We start from the raw sequence: 15,052 nt of genomic DNA, 5'->3' as shown, positions 1-15,052 counted from the left end.
GTTCACGATCCTTTGGTGCTGATCGGCTCGCCCTGCGCCGCTTTGGCGTGGGAGATCGGCATGCCGACCGTCGCGTGGTCCTTGACTTTCCGTTCAGTGACATATTCGCCGATCGCCTCGCGGGCGCGCGACCAATCCCGTGTGCGGGGGCGGATGACAGTGGAAATGCCGAGTTTCATCAGCAACGTGACCGGCATGCGGCTGGCCAGGGATTTCACCATCGCGATCAGCCAGGGCTGGGTGATGCTCTGATTGGTCGCCTTGAAGTAGTCGCGCATCACCAGACCGTCTTCGATCTTGCCGGTGGCGAACACCTGATTCGAGAACACGTCGTCGAACTTGGTGGAGTTGGACGGCTCGGTGTGGCCCTTGAGTTCCAGCCAGTGCGCGGTGGCTTTCATCACGCCTTCGGGCACCACGTCACGCGGGCAGGCATAGGTGCATTTGTTGCACGACACGCACTGCCAGATGATGTCCTTGTCGCGCAGCAGTTCCGATTCGTAACCCATGCGGATCAGGTAGATCCAGTATCGCGGGTTGAAGTCCGGGTTGATCGCATTGACCGTGCAGGAATTGGTGCACGAACCGCACTGCCAGCAGCGATGGATGTTTTCGCCGCCGGGCAGGGCAGCGATCTCGTCCTGCATCGTTTCGTTATAGTCGGTGATCACCCGGGAATCGATGAAGGTGCTCCAGTCGCCCGAGACATCGACGCCTTCGATGATCAGCGACTCGTTGCGACGTAAATTTTCCGGCCTGATCAGCGATTTTTCATGAATCGGCATGGCGTGTCCTGTTGATCTGGAGAGGTTCGGGCACTGAATCCTGCGCAATGGCAGTGGCGGCGCGGCCTTTTTTGGCGCCGGGGGCATCGAGGCCGAGCATCCGGCGGGTATGGGCCATACGATCTTCCGGGCCGCCGAAATCCCCTTTGAGGAACTGGTTGCCGCGATCGTTGATGTAGCGGGCATAGACATGCGCGAACATCACGTCCTGGCAGAGAGCAAGCTCGCGGAAAAAACCGTTTTCCCGCAGGAACCCGGCAATCTCGTCGGCCAGCACCTTGAAGGTCGCGAAATCATCGCGCACGACCACGCGTTTTTCATCGATGGCATCGTCGAACCAGATTTCGCGCAAGACCCCGGTTTTTGCCTTGGCATCCCAGATCCAGCGGGTCATCAGCGGGCAGCGGTCGGGGGCGGTGAAATGCAGGATTTCCGCCGCCAGATCGCGGGTCCAGCGATAATCGTTGCCCTCCGGGAACTGGGCGGTGAAATTCGCGATCAGATCGTCGATCGGCTGTTCCCGCCCGTGACCTTCCATGAGGGTGATGATGCGCGCGCGAAGGCTCGACGCACCTTCCCGCTCCAGCCACAGCCGGGCCCGCCGGCGAACCGTGGGCATCAACGCCAGAAGGTCGCGCAGCAGCGATTCGTCGAGCCGGCCGATCGCATCGCGGCCCAGCAGGGCGGTGAAAAGCGCGGATTTGACGCCGAGAGCGTTGACATAAACGTCGATGCCGCCGGTGGACGCCGAGGCTTCCACCAGATCCTGCAGGGTGGCGCGCAACTGCGGCCCGCCGAGGTCGAGCACGGGTGCGACGCCGTGCTGACCGCGAAGCGGGACGATGTTGCCCGACCGTCCCACTACTCGGCGGCCTGGCGCACGGCGCTGTGGCTCATGTTCAGCGAGGCGATCGCCGCCGACTGGCCCTGAGCGATGGAATCATCGATGGTTTCGGGCCCGGTCGCGGCACCGGCGACGAACACGCCGGGGCGGCTGGTGCCGCTCATCATCGTGTAGGTCGAGGCGCGATCGATGTAGCCGTATTGCTGAAGCTTCACGCCGAACACCGAGGCGATCACCATATTGTCGACATTCGGGTCCATGCCGATCGCGTGGACCACGAGGTCGAACGGAATGGTGATCGGGCGTTTGACCAGCGTATCCTCGCCCTTGACGATCAGGCGCTTGCCGTTCGAGGTCACCTCGGCGATACGCGACTTGATGTATTTGACTTTGTATTCTTCCTGGCTTTTCCAGTAGAATTCGCCTTCGTAGAGGCCGAAGGTGCGGATATCCATGTAATAGATATACACGTTGCAGTTCGGCAGTTCCTCGCGAATTTCCATCGCCATGTTCGCCGAGACGGTGCAGCAGACTTTGGAGCACCATTCCCGGCCGATCTGCCGATCCCGCGAGCCGACGCACAGCAGGATCGCAACGCGCTCCGGCTTGCGCCCGTCGGACGGGCAACGGACCCCCTGACCGGACGAAATCATCTGTTCGACCTGGGTGGTCGTGACGACGTCGGGATAGGTGCCGAAGCCCCATTCCGGCTTGTTCACCGAGTCGAAATGAGTAAAGCCGGTCGTCAAAATCGCGGCGCTGGCGTTGATTTTTTCGCCGCTCGAAAGTGTCGCGACGAAGGCACCCGGCTGGCCGTCGAACGCCGTTACCGTCGTGTCGCGATGAACCGTGACCATCGGGTTGCTCTCGACCCGCGAGACCATGCCGCCGATCGCGTCCTTCGCCCATTCGTGGCTCGGAACCAGTTTGGCATAGCCGGACAGAATCGGCGCACCGCCGAGCCGGTCCGCCTTTTCCACCAGCACCACCTTGCTGCCGTTACCGGCGGCAGCATAGGCGGCAGACAGTCCCGCCGGCCCTGCGCCGACGATCAGAATTGGATCACTCACGCGTTTGCTCCCGTTCCTTCAATCGACAAGCCGACATAGCCCGGCCCCGAGGTGATCGCGCGTTTCGGGTCGTACAATGTCTCGATCCGGCCCTCAGCGACATCCTTGAGGTAGTCCTCGAATTCCGCCTTCTTCTGTTCCCAGTCGATCCCGATTTTCTCAAGGAGTTTTTCGAAAGGCGAGGCGTGCCAATGCAACTGGGCGAGCTTGTAGGGATGCGCCCCCATGGCGAGCGCGCCGAACTGGCAATCGGCCATCACCGGCAGCTCATAGACCTTGTCGACCGCCTTGCCGATCCACTGGCTCTTGTCGAGCGTGGTGATGCAGCCGGTATCGTGACCGATCATGACATCCGAACGCGCCTCTTCCACCGCGACCTTGATTTTGCGATCGATCGCGAAGGAGCGGGTGAATTCACGCTCGCCGATGATGTGGCGGAAGCCGAAGCCGCAGCAATCGTACCAGGTCGAGTAATCGATCACCTGAGCGCCCAAAGACTGCAACAACCCGGTCGAGACCGCAACGCGGTTACCATCGAGAACGGTCTCGTCATAAAGCACGTCTTCCGGCACCATTTTGTGCACATGGCACGCCGGATGAACCGTGGCGCGGATGTTGCTGACATCGATGACCTGCCGTTCCGCGATCCGGCTGCGCATGACATGCAACCATTCCGAGTAATGAACGATTTCCTCGGGGATCAGCAGCTTGCCATCGACGAGACGGCCGAGCTTGGCGAGGATGGAGCGGACTTTTTCCCGCAGTTCGGCGGAGTGGAGCAGGAAATGACGGATTTCCTTGTAGTTTCCGAACGACGTCCCGCAATGGACCAGCGGGTAGTAATACCCGGCATCCATGCCGAACGCCTTGGCCGAGACATAGGCCTGATGGAAATTGCGCAGGAAGACCGCGGCAAGGCTCACGACATTGCCGATCCCCGACCCATGATAGTTCCATGCGGTGCAGGAGGTCTGGTCGGTCTCGTCCAGATAGCGGATGTCGAGCTGGTTCTGGATCCACAGCAACGAGCTGGGGTAGCCCGGAATATTGCCGCACTGGCCGCAGGATTTGTGGTGCCAGAGCTGATTGGTCGGGATTTTTTTCTCCCAGCCGTACAAGGTGCGGCCGATGACCGGTTCGTGCTGGTCGGTGATGCGGTGGACGACGATTTCACCGTCCTTTTCCAGATCCCACATCACGTCGCGGACATCGTGAACCTTGTCCTTCTGGGTCAGCATCTCGCGCCGGTCGATGCGCTTTTCGACCCAGGCGGTCGCCGTGCGGGCATCTTCCGGAGAGAGGGTGCTGGCGCGCCATTCGGAACCGAATCCGGTGAAGTCGCCTTCGGCAGTCTTTACGGGTTTCTCAGCCATTGTCCTTAACCTTTCGATCGTTTCGGATCAACGCGGTTGATCAGTCGTCCTGCTCGTCTTGCCAATCCTCGAAATCGGCGCGTTTTTCTTCCATGATGTCGCAGATCACGGATTGAGCAACCTGATGTCTGGAAAATAGGGCGAGCGGGGGTCAGGCATCCTGGTAGTCCCACTTGATGTAGCCCTTGGTGTCGGCGGCCCATTTTTCATCGATTTCGACGAGGACGGCGCTGACGAGGCGTTCGAGGGAGGCTTCGTTGGGGAAGACCCTGATTTTGGTGGTGCGGCGTTTGAGTTCCTGCTGGATGCCGCGTTCCATGGGGTTGGAAGTGCGAAGCCGGCGCTGGTGGGGTTCTGGCAGTGTGAAGACGGTGAGGCCTTCGGGGATATTTCGTTCGAGCCAATCGGCGAGCTTTGGTGCGGTGTCGCGATAGGCATTGACGAGGGTTGTGAGAGCGATCTGGGCAGCGGCGAGGGAATTTGCGTTCCAGACGGTCCGGAGTTCTGCGCCGATGCGTTTGCGGATGGCGTGGTTGGGGGCGTGGTGGATGGCGTTTTGGGCGAGGTGGAACTGGCATCGTTGCCAGTGTGCGGCGCCGAAGACGGCGCGGCGTGCGGCGTGCAATCCGGCATGGTCATCGGAGACGATGAATTCGACGCCTCGCAGGCCACGCTGATGGAGGCTTTCGAGGAAGGCACGCCAATGGACTTCGGCCTCGGAAAGGGCGACCGAGACGCCGAGGACACGGCGGCGTTCATCGGGTCCGATGCCGATGGCCGAGAGCACGGCGGCATCGCGGACGACGCCATTATCGCGCATTTTTTCATATCTGGCGTCGAGGATGAGGTAGCGGATCTCGGCGAGGGGTCGGGTGCGCCAGGCGGCGAGTTCGTCATCGAGCAGCTTGCTGGCGCGGCTGACCTGAGCGGAGGAGAGGCTTTCGATGCCGAATTCGCGCATGACGGCCTCGACGTCGCGGGTGGAGACGCCTTTGATGTACATTTCGGCGACGGCGACCATGACGGCGCGGACCGAGCGTCGGCCGCGTTCGAGGGACTGTGGGTAGAAGGGTTCGCCCACGTGACCGGCGGTTTTGGGGACATCGACGGTGATCGACCCGGCCGGGGTATCGATCCGCTTGGGCTTGTAGCCATTGGCGTAACCCTGACGATCGGGGTTGCGCTCGTAGTGACTGGCGTGGAGGAAGCGTTCGCGCTCGATCTGCATGGCGAGTTCGAAGGTCCTGGCAAATACCGTGGCGATATCGCCTGCGCCGTTTTCGATCAGATGTTCCAAAAGTGCCTCGATAATCGTATCCTTTTTGGCGTCCATTCATCGGTCTCCATGTTGGTGTGAACAACTGCATGGAATACCAGAATGAACAGCCCTTGCCGGGGCATGCCCCGGCAAGGGCACCAACTCCCAACCCAAAATGAATTTCCAGACGTCAGGTTACACCACCAGATCACGTCGAACAGATTTTCGTCGATCATTTCGAGCTGCTTCAGCACGCCGGTCTCTTCCCAGATCGTGTAAAGCTCGATCGATGTCTTGATGTTGACTTCCCAGGCGGTGTCCGTCGTATGCATGGTCGGCATCGGGATCGCCTTGCGGAGCAGATCGAGCGGGGCCTTCACTTTCGCGATATTCGGCCCCCAGTCGGGGAATGCATCGGGGGTGATCATGTTCGGCGCAAGCTGGTTGCCGGTCGAGACCAGCTTCATCAGCACGCGGGTGAAGGGACGCAGCACATCCTTGGCGGATTGCATGCCGTGCTGGATCGCGACTTCGCGCATCACCATCACCAGGCCGCCCGGTGAATTATGGAACGGGCAGCGGGCGGCACAGGTATAGCATTGCGCGCAGGCCCAGATTTTCTCCTGCATCGTATCGTAGATGCCTTCGAGATTCTCGGTCCACAACAGCTGCACGATCTCGCGGGGCGAATAATCGTAATAATGCGCCGAAGGGCAGGTCGCGGTACAGATACCGCAGTTAAGGCAGCCGAACAGCTCCTGATCGTAGAGCGGGTGCGCCTTGATATCGTTGAAGATCTCCTCGAGCTTGTCGTAAGACACACCCGAATTGCCGCTCAACGGGTCGCTGATTGTAACTATGCCACTATCCATGGTCCGAACTCCGTTGTCGTTCCAGGCTCATCCGCAATACTTGGGGTCGGTCAGTAAGTCAGGACCTTCACATCATCGTTTTCCATGACTTCCTCGATCACATGTGCGCCACCGACAATGCCGGAACATTCAGGGATCAGGTCGGCTTCCGTCATGTCGAACAAGTCCAGATTGGGCGAGCAACAGTAGAATTTCACGCCGGCGTCATGGGCGTCCTTGATGAAATCATAGACGGATTTGTCCGAACCCGCCTTGACCCGCAACGCTTCGGCAACGCCTTTCTTCATCAACTGCCCCGAAGTCGCGGTGCAGACGATCTCGACCTCATAGTCCATCGCGGCGGCAACGGTCGCCTGAAAGAAAGGCGCGCCCATTTCCTCGCCATTACGCGGATCGCTATTGACCATGATGATCATCAGTTTTCTGGCCACGCATTTCTCCCGATTTTTAATTATAGTCGTCAGGTCATCAGATTTTCGTGGGCCACAAGTTCGCGACCCCGCAAGTCAAAATGTGCTGTTGAATATAACGCTAGCCCGACACGTCGGGCTTGGCAAGACATATTCGGAGATTATGATATGAAAATCGATGGTGCACTGCATCACAACTTCGAAAGCGAAAGTAACCTATTGACCCGCCAGCGTTCGCACACGATCATCGGCAGATCACAACAGGAAACAGCATGAACCGCGCTCGTTCAGCCCATCCATCCGGTGACTTTTATGAGGCCGACCATGATCGGCGTGAGCGCATCGGCAATCGCCCGCTGTTCCTCGCCCAGGCGTACAAGACCGGGCGTGATGTCCTCGGGCGCTTCGTCGAACTCCATGACGAGGTCCTCGATCATGGCGCGCTTGATGCCCGGATGCCCGATGAAGCCGAGACAATTATTGTTGATCCTGAAGACCGCCGGCTCGTTGCCGGTGGTGGTGGCGAGAATTTCAGCGCCCGGCGGCAGAATCGCACGATCGCGCCCATAGATCACGATCGGAAATTCCACCGGCATCATGCCGCCCAGCGCCGCGGGATCGCTGCGACGGGCACGCACAACCTCCAGGCGCAGTCTGGTATCTTCGGCACCGCCTCCCGTTGCGATCGCCAGCATGGCGGCCCCGAGGCCGAGGCCGACGATGGGCAATTGCCGGGCGATCGCATCGCGGATCAGGCGGAGTTCCGGGCCCAGGCTCGCCAGCAGATCGCCGCTGACCGCGCCGCGCGGACCGGCACCGAGCACGATCAGACCCGCGAAACCTTCGGCGGTGGCCGGGATCGTCGCCCCCGGCGTGAACGGCCGGATATAGTGAAACCGGATGTTGCGGCCTTCGAAATGGTCTTCCATGAGGCCGAGATATTCGGAATCGGTGTGTTGCAGAACGCCGAGTGTGATCATGTTATCGTTTCCATATGACCGGATCGTGTTATGATGGATCAGTATAATAATCAAATGAGGGATTTGGAATCGTGACCTGGAACGACAGATTATCGTCAATCGAGATGTTCGAGGATATTGAATTCAATACGGATATCGTCGCGGCGCTGGAGGCTGCGGCAGAAGCCCGTCCGCTCGCGCCGCTGCGGTTTTTCACGCCGACCTTCCGGGCCTATGGGACCGAGGATGTCAAAGGCTGCAACAAGAACAGTTTTCCGGCCTTTTCGATCACGGCGGGCGCGTGCGCGCTCAACTGCGATCACTGCCAGGCGAAAATTCTCGACCCGATGATCCCGGCGACCGACCCGGCGATGCTCGAACGGAAAGTGCGCGATCTGGTTTTGTTGCAGGACCTCCAGGGGTTTTTGCTGTCGGGTGGCTCCAATCGCCGTAACGAGGTGCCGTATGAGCGCTATTACCCGACCGTGGAAAAACTCAAGCGCGAGTTTCCTCACCTGAAAATCGCGATGCACAGCGCCCTGCTCGATGATGTGAAAGCGCGCCGGATGGAGGCTGCCGGCGTCGATGTCGCGATGACCGATATCATTGGCGCGCAGGAGACGATCCGCGACGTCTATCACCTCGATCGGCCGGTCGAGGATTTCGAACGAACCCTGGCGGCGCTGAGCGCGACCTCGATGGACGTGGTGCCGCATATCGTGATCGGGCTGCATTACGGCCGGATTCTCGGCGAATTCAACGCGCTCGACATCATCGCCCGGCACCGGGTGTCCGCACTCGTCCTGGTCGTGGTGATGCCGTATTACGCGCCCTCAAACCGCCCGTTCGAGACCGTGACGCCGGAGGATGCGGCACGGGTGTTCGTGGCCGCCCGCGAGCGGCTGTCGGATGTGCCGGTCCAGCTCGGCTGCGCCCGCCCGGCGGGGATGCACAAACTCATCACGGATGCCTACGCCACCATGGCCGGGTTCGACGGAATCGCCTATCCCGCCGAGGGAATTCGCGCGCTGGCCACCGCGATCGGCCGACCGGTCGAACAGGCCCATGCATGTTGCTCGATCGCCCTCGATGGTCTGCGCGGGCGCACCGCCTGCGCGGCCTGATACCGAAACTCACATGAAAAACCAGAAGGAAACCGGATAATGGGATGTCTCGAAATGCCGCGCGATGCTGCGCCAGATTTCCGGCCCGGCGTGAAGGCGGATCATAACACCGCCGAGGCCATGATCCCCCGCGCCCCCGCGCCGGTTCCCGCCGATGCCCGCAACGGCGGCAGGGTCAAGGAGCGTGACGAGGTGCCGTCCGGCGTTTACTTGCCTAACAACAACATCCTGACGCCGCATATGCGCTCGCCCGCCTATGTCCAGATGTCGACCGCCGCGGCGATCACCCTCGGCGTGATGAACGGCTACATGCATCGCACGAGTTGCACGCGCTGCCTCAATCTTCTGCTGACCTACCCCGAAGGCTGCCGCGCCAACTGCGCCTATTGCGGCCTCGCCCGCCACCGCGAAGCGAGCCGCGACTATGCCGACCGCAACTTCATCCGGGTCGACTGGCCGGCGGTGCCTTATGACGACGTGCTCGACATCATGGAGCGCGGTGGCGACGGCGACCGCTTCCACCGGATGTGCATCAGCATGATCACCCATCCGAATTCCGATGACGATACCAGGGTCGTTCTGAAACGCTGGGTCGAGCGCGTGCCGGACGTGCCGGTTTCGATCCTGTCGAACCCGACCACGATGAGCCGGCTCGACGTGCAGACCCTCAAGGATCTCGGCGCGGATATTTTCACCGTCGCGCTCGACGCCGCCAACCCGGACGTCTTCGACCGCACGCGGGGCCGCGGCGTGCAGTCGCCCCATTCGTGGGACAAGTACTGGGATATCATGAAGGCCGCCGCCGAGATTTTCGGGCCGGAGAAATTCGGCGCGCATCTGATCGTCGGCATGGGAGAGAGCGAGCACGACGTGCTCACCCAGGTCCAGCGCATCCGGGACATGGGCGGCCATAGCCATATGTTCGCGTTCTTCCCCGAAAAAGGCTCGCTGATGGATCATCTGCCCGCGGTGCCCCGCCCGCAATGGCGGCGGGTGCAGCTCGCGCGCTACCTGATCGATTACCGTGACCGGCGGATCGACGACATGCGGTTCGATACCACCGGAAAGCTGGTCGATTACGGCATGCCGCAGGCGGATCTCGACGACATCATCAACGCTGGTGTCGCCTTCCGCACCTCGGGCTGTCCGGGCAAGGAGGCGGAGGACGTCTCGGCCTGCGACCGGCCCTATGGCGATTCGCCGGCGCGCGACATCGCCTCCTACCCGTTCCAGCCGAACAAGCAGGATGTCCGGTTGATCCGCCGCCAGCTTGCATCGACCAAGAGCTGAGCCATGATCCCGCGCCCGGTCTTTCGCGTGATCGACACCGGGATCCGTCCCGGTCAGCGCCACATGGCGTTCGACGAGGCATTGATCGAGGCGCGGGCGGCGAACGAGGTGCCCGACACTATCCGCTTTCTCCGCTTCCGCCCCACCGTGCTGGTCGGGCGTCATCAGGTGCTGCGTGACGAGGTCAAGCGCGACTATTGTGCCGCCCACGGGATCGAGGTGGGCCGGCGCATCACCGGCGGTGGCGCGATCTATCTCGATGAAGGGCAACTCGGCTGGGAGTTCGTGTTCGACCGCCACGCCCTGGGGTTCGGCGACCTGACCGAGACCACGCGGCGCCTGTGCGAAGCCTGCTGCACCGGCCTCCAGCGGCTTGGGGTCGCTGCGGCCTACCGCCCCCGCAACGATATCGAGGTCGATGGCCGCAAGCTCGGCGGCACCGGCGGCTTTTTCGACGGCAGGCTGGTGAGTTTTCAGGGCACCGTGCTGCTCGATGTCGATCCGGTGCGGATGGTGTCGTGCCTCAACGTGGCTGCCGACAAGCTCGCGAAACACGGGGCGGCTTCGATCGCCGATCGCATGGTCTCGCTCGCCATGCTCGGTGGCGGCACGGCACCCCCGGTCGGCGAGGTCATGACCGCGCTGCTGAACGGCTTCGCCGAAACGCTCGGGATCGATCCGGTCCGGGGCGAGATCACCGAGGCCGAGGAAGCGCGCGCGGCGGAATTGTTCGACCATGAGATCGGCACGCCCGCCTTCATCGAAGGCGAAGCGCCACCCGCCGCCAGCGATGCCGCCCGCGGCCATAGTTTCACCGCCTATCCCGGCGGACGGGTGCGGGTCGATCTGCGTTTCGAGGGGGCGGCGCGCGACCGGATCGCCGATTGCGCGATCACCGGCGATTTTTTCGTCACCCCGGCCCGCGCGATCCGCGACATCGAAGCGTCCCTGCGCCGGGCACCGGTCGCGGAGATCGAGACGATCGTGATGCAGGTGCTGACGGCACGCGGGGTCGATTTCATCGGCCTGACCGCCCCACAACTGATCGGATCGATCCGATCCGCAGCGGAAAGCCGGTTCGAGCCGCATCGTTTGCATGAAATGAACCTGGTGGAGCCAAGCGGAATCGAACCGCCGACCTCCTGAATGCCATTCAGGCGCTCTCCCAACTGAGCTATGGCCCCACCGGTTCGCGGCGTATAAACCGCGCTCCGGGGTGAAGCAAGGGGTGGAAACCCTGTGCGGTCGTGATAAGAGGGCGAAGCCGGTCGCCGGGTTAGCACAGTGGTAGTGCAGCGGTTTTGTAAACCGAAGGTCGGGGGTTCAAATCCCTCACCCGGCACCACGCGCCCCACTTCCTCTTACCGATATAGATGCCAGACGGTCTGTAAGCCGGGTTCTGTCCGCATCCTCGCGGATGGTGGACGGCCATTCGTCTGGGACGGGCATTGCTGCACGCCTCACGCGACCAACCCGGGTGACGGGTCGAAAACACCCCTGCGGCCATGATCGCTCACGCCGCCGGCCACCCCTATTCGGTCTTGCTCCCGGTGGGGTTTACCCTGCCGCCTTCGTTACCGAAGGCGCGGTGCGCTCTTACCGCACCGTTTCACCCTTGCCCGCAGGCCGAAGCGCGCGGGCGGTTTGTTTTCTGTGGCACTGTCCCTGGGGTCGCCCCCGCCGGCCATTAACCGGCACCGTGTTTCCGTGGAGCCCGGACTTTCCTCCGTCACACCCTTTCGGGTCTCGTGACGGCGGCCGTCCAACCGTCTGGCTCAGGTCTCTTCGACGATCGGGTAGGGCTGGTCAATGGGCACATTGAAAATGCCGCGCGCCATGATCACCGCGATGGCCCCGAGCTGGACCGTGGTGGCCCCGAGCAGGCTCATGACCACGCTGGGGGTGATCACCCGTGCGGTCGCCGGGATCAAATGATCGGCAATATCGCGCTGATCGAAATAATACAGCACGATCACGAAAACGACGGAGAGAATATTGGTGCCCGCGAACAGCCAGAGCACGATGGTCGCGATCTGGCGGCGGATGCCGGCATCGGACAAAGCGATGCGCTCCGGAACGGTCAGGCTGCGATCGAGGGCCTTGAGCGAAACCCGTGTTTCAGCGGCCGCCGCAACCGGCTCGACCGGAGGCATCAGCCGTCGAGGCTGACGCGGAGCGGATGATCCTTTCCCTGGATCAGGACGGTGTTCTTGTCGTCACGCTGGTCGGCCACGACGCGCGAAAGCGTGATGGCGCGGCGAAGTGCGGCGGCATTGCTCGAAACGCCGAATATTTTGCGCAGATCGGCGATGGCCTGCATGGTCCGTTCGTCGAACGCGAAACTGGTGACGGGCATGGCGATCTCCTTATATGAAATCTATATAGAAATTATATGGACATCGCAACCGGATTCAAGGGGGCGCCGCGTTCAGCCGGAGGTCGTTGCCGGCTTCGGCAGGGCGATATGCTGGCCGGGATAGATCAGGTTGGGATTCTGGATACTCGCCTCGTTGGCACGGTAGATCAGCGAATAATCCGTCCCTTTGCCGTAGAGCTTGCGCGCGATCTGCCACAGGCACTGCCCCTGGGTGATCACGATCTGGCCGGGTGCCAGCTTGCCGACCTTGTGCGGGGCGAAGGCCGTCTGCATCGATTGCAGGACGCTGCCGGTCGGGCTTGTGGTTTCCAGCCTGAAGGTTCCGGGTTTCGCGGGCAGGCTGTCGGTCCGCATGGTCCAGCGCCCGGCTGCATCGGCCTTCACCGTGCCGAGCTTGGTGGTGCCGAGGAACAGCGACACGGTGGCACCGGGCTTCGCGGTTCCCGCGATGACGGCCTTGCCCGAACCATCGTAATCGACCGAGCCGAGGCCGAGAGTGCCGGGTTGCGGCCCCTGGCCGCTCAGCACCTGCGAGGGCGATTTGCCGGTGCCGCTGAGCACCGCGAGCGCCCCCTCGTTCGGCGCCTCCGGCACGGATACCGTGACGCTGCGATTGCTCGCCATCACCTGACCGGTCGGGCTCGATTCCGACAGGGCAAGTTGTTGCCCCCCCGCCGGCAGGGGGGTGGAGGTGACGAAGGCGAAGCTGCCGGAGCGATCCGCCTTCACCGTGCCGATCGCCTTGCCGTTGGCGGTGATGGTGACGGTGCTGCCGGGTGCCGCATGGCCGGCGATCACCGCGTTGCCACCGGCATCCACCCGCACGGTATCGAAGCTCGGCCCCGGGGCGACCGAAGGCGATGCGATGGTGCTGGCCGCAACCTTCGGGGCCGGTTTGGTCGGCTCGAAATGCTGCTGGCCGCCGAGGAACACGAGGCCGAGCAAGGCAACCAGGCCCAGACCCGCAATGGCGGTCGGCGCGACCCACCCGGGAAGGGCAGGGCGACCGGGCTTTTCATTGTCGGTTTGCTGTGCGTTGAGGGCCATGGGCGGACTCTATCAATAACTTGCTTCGATTTGATTACCCTGCCACGAACTTGTCCCTGTCGATAGGTTCAAGAGGTCATTCTGGAATATGAGTCACATTTCGGTCACGGTATTTTGCGGGTCTTCAGTCGGCGTCGCGCCCGATTACATGCAGTCGGCGCGCGATCTGGGCGCGGGGCTCGCCGCGCGCGACATGACGCTGGTGTTCGGCGGCGGCAATGTCGGCCTGATGGGCGCCGTCGCGGGCGCGGCCCTGGGCAGCGGCGGCACGGTGGTCGGGATCATTCCCGATTTCCTGCGCGCGCGGGAGGTCGAGTTTCCCGGCCTGTCGGAGTTGATCGTCACCGATTCGATGCACACCCGCAAACGGCGCATGTTCGCCCGGGCCGATGCGTTCGTGGTGCTGCCCGGCGGGCTCGGCACCCTCGACGAGCTGATGGAGATCGTGACGTGGAAGCAGTTGGAGCGCCATGCCAAGCCCATCATCCTGGTCGATATTCTGGGCTGGGCGGGCAGAGTGGTGGCCTTGCTCGATGCGGTCATCGGCGCCGGCTTCGCCCGGGATTCGGCGCGCCAGCTTTGGGAAATCGTGCCGGATGTCGCGGCCGCGCTGGCCCGGCTCGACGATTATTCGCCCTCGTCCGGCAATGGCTCGATGGTCGAGACCCTGTAATCCTCGCCGAACCAGCGGCCGAGATCGACCTCGCGGCAACGGCGCGAGCAGAACGGCGCCTGTTCGGGAATGCTCGGCTTGCGGCAGATCGGGCAGGGTTTCGCGGTCATGGCAGGATCTCGTGGAGTGGCGGGCGGATACGGGGGCGCAGAATCTCGGCGAAGCCGAGAGAGGTAAAGCCGAGCAGGCGCGGTTTCAACGGATCGCGTGCGAGGGCCTGCGTCAGGTCGGGCGCGAGGCTGGGGCGCGCGCTCGCTTTCATGCCGGCGAAATCGATCAGGATCGCGCCGTTGAGGTTGCGCAGGCGGATCTGACGGGCGAGTTCGGGGATCAGCGCGCGATTGAGTCGCGCCTGCAGCCCGGTTTTTTCGCCCCGTTCGGCGGTTGCGGCCCCCGCGTCGATATCGATGGCGGTGAGCGCCGGGGTCGGGGATATGATCGCACGCGCGCCGCCGGGGAGACGCACGACCGGCTCGGTCAGGCCCGCGATTTCCTCCTCGATCCCGGCAAAGCAGGACGGCGCATGCTCGACACCGGCAAAATCAGGGCGGAGCCGGGCGATCAGCTCGAAATCCTCGGCGAGGATCGGCGCGGCCGGGTGCAGGGCACGGAATTCCGCGATCGGGCCGGGGCCACGGGCGTCGAGGCCAGGCCGGCCCGCCGGTTCACCCGGGGCGCGGGCGAGACGCGGCCCCTTGCCACCCTGCGCCGCGCGGATGATCCGCACCGCGAGCAGATCGCCGTCCGATGCCGATTTGCCGCCCGCGCTGTCGGGCAGGAAGCCGCTGGCGGCGCCGAGATCGACAAAGACGCCGCCGAGCGCCGGGGCCCGGGCGGTCACCCGGCCCGTGTAGCGATCGCCCACCCCATCCGGTTCATCGGGCTGCCAGATCGCGTAATCGACCAGCACTCCCGCCTCCAGCAGGGCGAGATGCACCGCCCCGCGCCGTCGCGCGGCAAGGATCACGGG

Annotated in this window: 17 protein-coding genes, 2 tRNA genes, 1 other RNA gene and 1 pseudogene; 5 read left to right on the top strand and 16 right to left on the bottom strand. The window is 62.8% G+C overall.

What is annotated here, in order from left to right:
- Positions 1–2: 2 nt before the first annotated feature.
- The 8 genes from SIL87_RS17675 to SIL87_RS17640 all read right to left on the bottom strand — a co-directional run bounded on the left by SIL87_RS17675 (position 3) and on the right by SIL87_RS17640 (position 7,592).
- The gene (locus tag SIL87_RS17675) at positions 3–785 is read right to left on the bottom strand and encodes a 4Fe-4S dicluster domain-containing protein (RefSeq protein WP_319615459.1); all 783 of its coding nucleotides are present in this window, start codon (positions 783–785) and stop codon (positions 3–5) included.
- Positions 772–1,647: a hypothetical protein gene (locus SIL87_RS17670; RefSeq protein WP_319615458.1), complete on the bottom strand. Its 876-nt coding sequence runs from the start codon at positions 1,645–1,647 to the stop codon at positions 772–774. Before SIL87_RS17670 ends, SIL87_RS17675 begins: the two co-directional genes overlap by 14 nt.
- Positions 1,647–2,699 (bottom strand): FAD-dependent oxidoreductase, encoded by a 1,053-nt coding sequence (locus SIL87_RS17665; RefSeq protein WP_319615457.1) that lies wholly within the window; start codon positions 2,697–2,699, stop codon positions 1,647–1,649. The genes SIL87_RS17670 and SIL87_RS17665 overlap by 1 nt, the downstream gene beginning before the upstream one ends.
- Positions 2,696–4,072, bottom strand: coding sequence for a heterodisulfide reductase-related iron-sulfur binding cluster (locus SIL87_RS17660; RefSeq protein WP_319615456.1), 1,377 nt, complete (start codon positions 4,070–4,072; stop codon positions 2,696–2,698). Before SIL87_RS17660 ends, SIL87_RS17665 begins: the two co-directional genes overlap by 4 nt.
- Before the next feature lie 151 nt (positions 4,073–4,223).
- A complete protein-coding gene (locus SIL87_RS17655; protein WP_319612316.1) occupies positions 4,224–5,405 on the bottom strand; it encodes an IS256 family transposase in 1,182 nt (393 codons plus the stop codon).
- A complete protein-coding gene (locus SIL87_RS17650; RefSeq protein ID WP_319615455.1) occupies positions 5,357–6,202 on the bottom strand; it encodes a 4Fe-4S dicluster domain-containing protein in 846 nt (281 codons plus the stop codon). The genes SIL87_RS17655 and SIL87_RS17650 overlap by 49 nt, the downstream gene beginning before the upstream one ends.
- Before the next feature lie 50 nt (positions 6,203–6,252).
- Entirely contained in the window at positions 6,253–6,633 is a 381-nt protein-coding gene (locus tag SIL87_RS17645) for a DsrE/DsrF/DrsH-like family protein (protein WP_319615454.1), read from the bottom strand.
- A gap of 266 nt (positions 6,634–6,899) precedes the next feature.
- A complete protein-coding gene (locus SIL87_RS17640) occupies positions 6,900–7,592 on the bottom strand; it encodes a type 1 glutamine amidotransferase (protein ID WP_319615453.1) in 693 nt (230 codons plus the stop codon).
- Between the two features lie 71 nt (positions 7,593–7,663).
- Between SIL87_RS17640 and SIL87_RS17635 the strand changes: the two genes are divergently transcribed.
- From SIL87_RS17635 to SIL87_RS20185, 3 genes and pseudogenes are all read left to right on the top strand, one after another.
- Positions 7,664–8,695, top strand: a complete 1,032-nt coding sequence (locus SIL87_RS17635; RefSeq protein ID WP_319615452.1) for a radical SAM protein — start codon at positions 7,664–7,666, stop codon at positions 8,693–8,695.
- A 39-nt stretch (positions 8,696–8,734) separates the two neighbouring features.
- Complete coding sequence (locus SIL87_RS17630) at positions 8,735–9,985, top strand: radical SAM protein (protein ID WP_319615451.1); 1,251 nt, start codon at positions 8,735–8,737, stop codon at positions 9,983–9,985.
- A gap of 3 nt (positions 9,986–9,988) precedes the next feature.
- Positions 9,989–10,585, top strand: a pseudogene (locus SIL87_RS20185) (lipoate--protein ligase family protein); the annotation flags it as partial.
- 218 nt (positions 10,586–10,803) lie between these two features.
- On the opposite strand, the gene SIL87_RS17620 reads toward SIL87_RS20185, so the two are convergent.
- Both SIL87_RS17620 and SIL87_RS17615 read right to left on the bottom strand, forming a co-directional pair.
- On the bottom strand, positions 10,804–11,007 hold the full coding sequence (locus tag SIL87_RS17620) for a hypothetical protein (RefSeq protein ID WP_319615449.1): 204 nt from the start codon (positions 11,005–11,007) through the stop codon (positions 10,804–10,806).
- A gap of 86 nt (positions 11,008–11,093) precedes the next feature.
- Positions 11,094–11,169, bottom strand: a tRNA-Ala gene (locus SIL87_RS17615).
- Between the two features lie 86 nt (positions 11,170–11,255).
- On the opposite strand from SIL87_RS17615, the gene SIL87_RS17610 reads away from it, so the two are divergent.
- Positions 11,256–11,330: transfer RNA gene (locus tag SIL87_RS17610), tRNA-Thr, on the top strand.
- A 27-nt stretch (positions 11,331–11,357) separates the two neighbouring features.
- On the opposite strand, the gene rnpB is transcribed toward SIL87_RS17610, so the two are convergent.
- The 4 genes from rnpB to SIL87_RS17590 all read right to left on the bottom strand — a co-directional run bounded on the left by rnpB (position 11,358) and on the right by SIL87_RS17590 (position 13,409).
- Positions 11,358–11,759: RNase P RNA component class A (rnpB, locus tag SIL87_RS17605), an RNA gene on the bottom strand.
- Position 11,760: 1 nt separating this feature from the next.
- Positions 11,761–12,138 carry a hypothetical protein gene (locus SIL87_RS17600; protein WP_319615448.1) on the bottom strand — a complete coding sequence of 126 codons (378 nt, stop codon included), beginning with the start codon at positions 12,136–12,138 and terminating at the stop codon, positions 11,761–11,763.
- Entirely contained in the window at positions 12,138–12,341 is a 204-nt protein-coding gene (locus SIL87_RS17595; RefSeq protein WP_319615447.1) for a hypothetical protein, read from the bottom strand. Before SIL87_RS17595 ends, SIL87_RS17600 begins: the two co-directional genes overlap by 1 nt.
- A 72-nt stretch (positions 12,342–12,413) precedes the next feature.
- Entirely contained in the window at positions 12,414–13,409 is a 996-nt protein-coding gene (locus tag SIL87_RS17590) for an Ig-like domain-containing protein (protein ID WP_319615446.1), read from the bottom strand.
- 88 nt (positions 13,410–13,497) lie between these two features.
- Here SIL87_RS17590 and SIL87_RS17585 point away from each other — a divergent pair, with 88 nt between their 5' ends.
- On the top strand, positions 13,498–14,082 hold the full coding sequence (locus tag SIL87_RS17585; protein ID WP_319615445.1) for an LOG family protein: 585 nt from the start codon (positions 13,498–13,500) through the stop codon (positions 14,080–14,082).
- On the opposite strand, the gene SIL87_RS17580 is transcribed toward SIL87_RS17585, so the two are convergent.
- Both SIL87_RS17580 and SIL87_RS17575 read right to left on the bottom strand, forming a co-directional pair.
- The gene (locus SIL87_RS17580; protein ID WP_319615444.1) at positions 14,037–14,192 is read right to left on the bottom strand and encodes a DNA gyrase inhibitor YacG; all 156 of its coding nucleotides are present in this window, start codon (positions 14,190–14,192) and stop codon (positions 14,037–14,039) included. The two genes, SIL87_RS17585 and SIL87_RS17580, sit on opposite strands and share 46 nt — an antisense overlap.
- Complete coding sequence (locus tag SIL87_RS17575; protein WP_319615443.1) at positions 14,189–15,049, bottom strand: ribonuclease E/G; 861 nt, start codon at positions 15,047–15,049, stop codon at positions 14,189–14,191. Before SIL87_RS17575 ends, SIL87_RS17580 begins: the two co-directional genes overlap by 4 nt.
- Between the last annotated feature and the right edge of the window lie 3 nt (positions 15,050–15,052).

Origin of the sequence: Acidiphilium acidophilum (assembly GCF_033842475.1) — a bacterium.
GTDB lineage: Bacteria > Pseudomonadota > Alphaproteobacteria > Acetobacterales > Acetobacteraceae > Acidiphilium > Acidiphilium acidophilum.
This window is presented reverse-complemented; position numbering and strand designations above follow the sequence as displayed.

What these genes read in the sequence shown, in the direction of transcription:
- SIL87_RS17675 (WP_319615459.1), bottom strand. Translation starts at nt 785, where the DNA reads ATGCCGATTCATGAAAAATCGCTGATCAGGCCGGAAAATTTACGTCGC.
- SIL87_RS17660 (WP_319615456.1), bottom strand. Translation starts at nt 4,072, where the DNA reads ATGGCTGAGAAACCCGTAAAGACTGCCGAAGGCGACTTCACCGGATTC.
- SIL87_RS17655 (WP_319612316.1), bottom strand. Translation starts at nt 5,405, where the DNA reads ATGGACGCCAAAAAGGATACGATTATCGAGGCACTTTTGGAACATCTG.
- SIL87_RS17650 (WP_319615455.1), bottom strand. Translation starts at nt 6,202, where the DNA reads ATGGATAGTGGCATAGTTACAATCAGCGACCCGTTGAGCGGCAATTCG.
- SIL87_RS17640 (WP_319615453.1), bottom strand. Translation starts at nt 7,592, where the DNA reads ATGATCACACTCGGCGTTCTGCAACACACCGATTCCGAATATCTCGGC.
- SIL87_RS17630 (WP_319615451.1), top strand. Translation starts at nt 8,735, where the DNA reads ATGGGATGTCTCGAAATGCCGCGCGATGCTGCGCCAGATTTCCGGCCC.
- SIL87_RS17620 (WP_319615449.1), bottom strand. Translation starts at nt 11,007, where the DNA reads ATGAAATCGACCCCGCGTGCCGTCAGCACCTGCATCACGATCGTCTCG.
- SIL87_RS17600 (WP_319615448.1), bottom strand. Translation starts at nt 12,138, where the DNA reads ATGCCTCCGGTCGAGCCGGTTGCGGCGGCCGCTGAAACACGGGTTTCG.
- SIL87_RS17595 (WP_319615447.1), bottom strand. Translation starts at nt 12,341, where the DNA reads ATGCCCGTCACCAGTTTCGCGTTCGACGAACGGACCATGCAGGCCATC.
- SIL87_RS17590 (WP_319615446.1), bottom strand. Translation starts at nt 13,409, where the DNA reads ATGGCCCTCAACGCACAGCAAACCGACAATGAAAAGCCCGGTCGCCCT.
- SIL87_RS17585 (WP_319615445.1), top strand. Translation starts at nt 13,498, where the DNA reads ATGAGTCACATTTCGGTCACGGTATTTTGCGGGTCTTCAGTCGGCGTC.
- SIL87_RS17580 (WP_319615444.1), bottom strand. Translation starts at nt 14,192, where the DNA reads ATGACCGCGAAACCCTGCCCGATCTGCCGCAAGCCGAGCATTCCCGAA.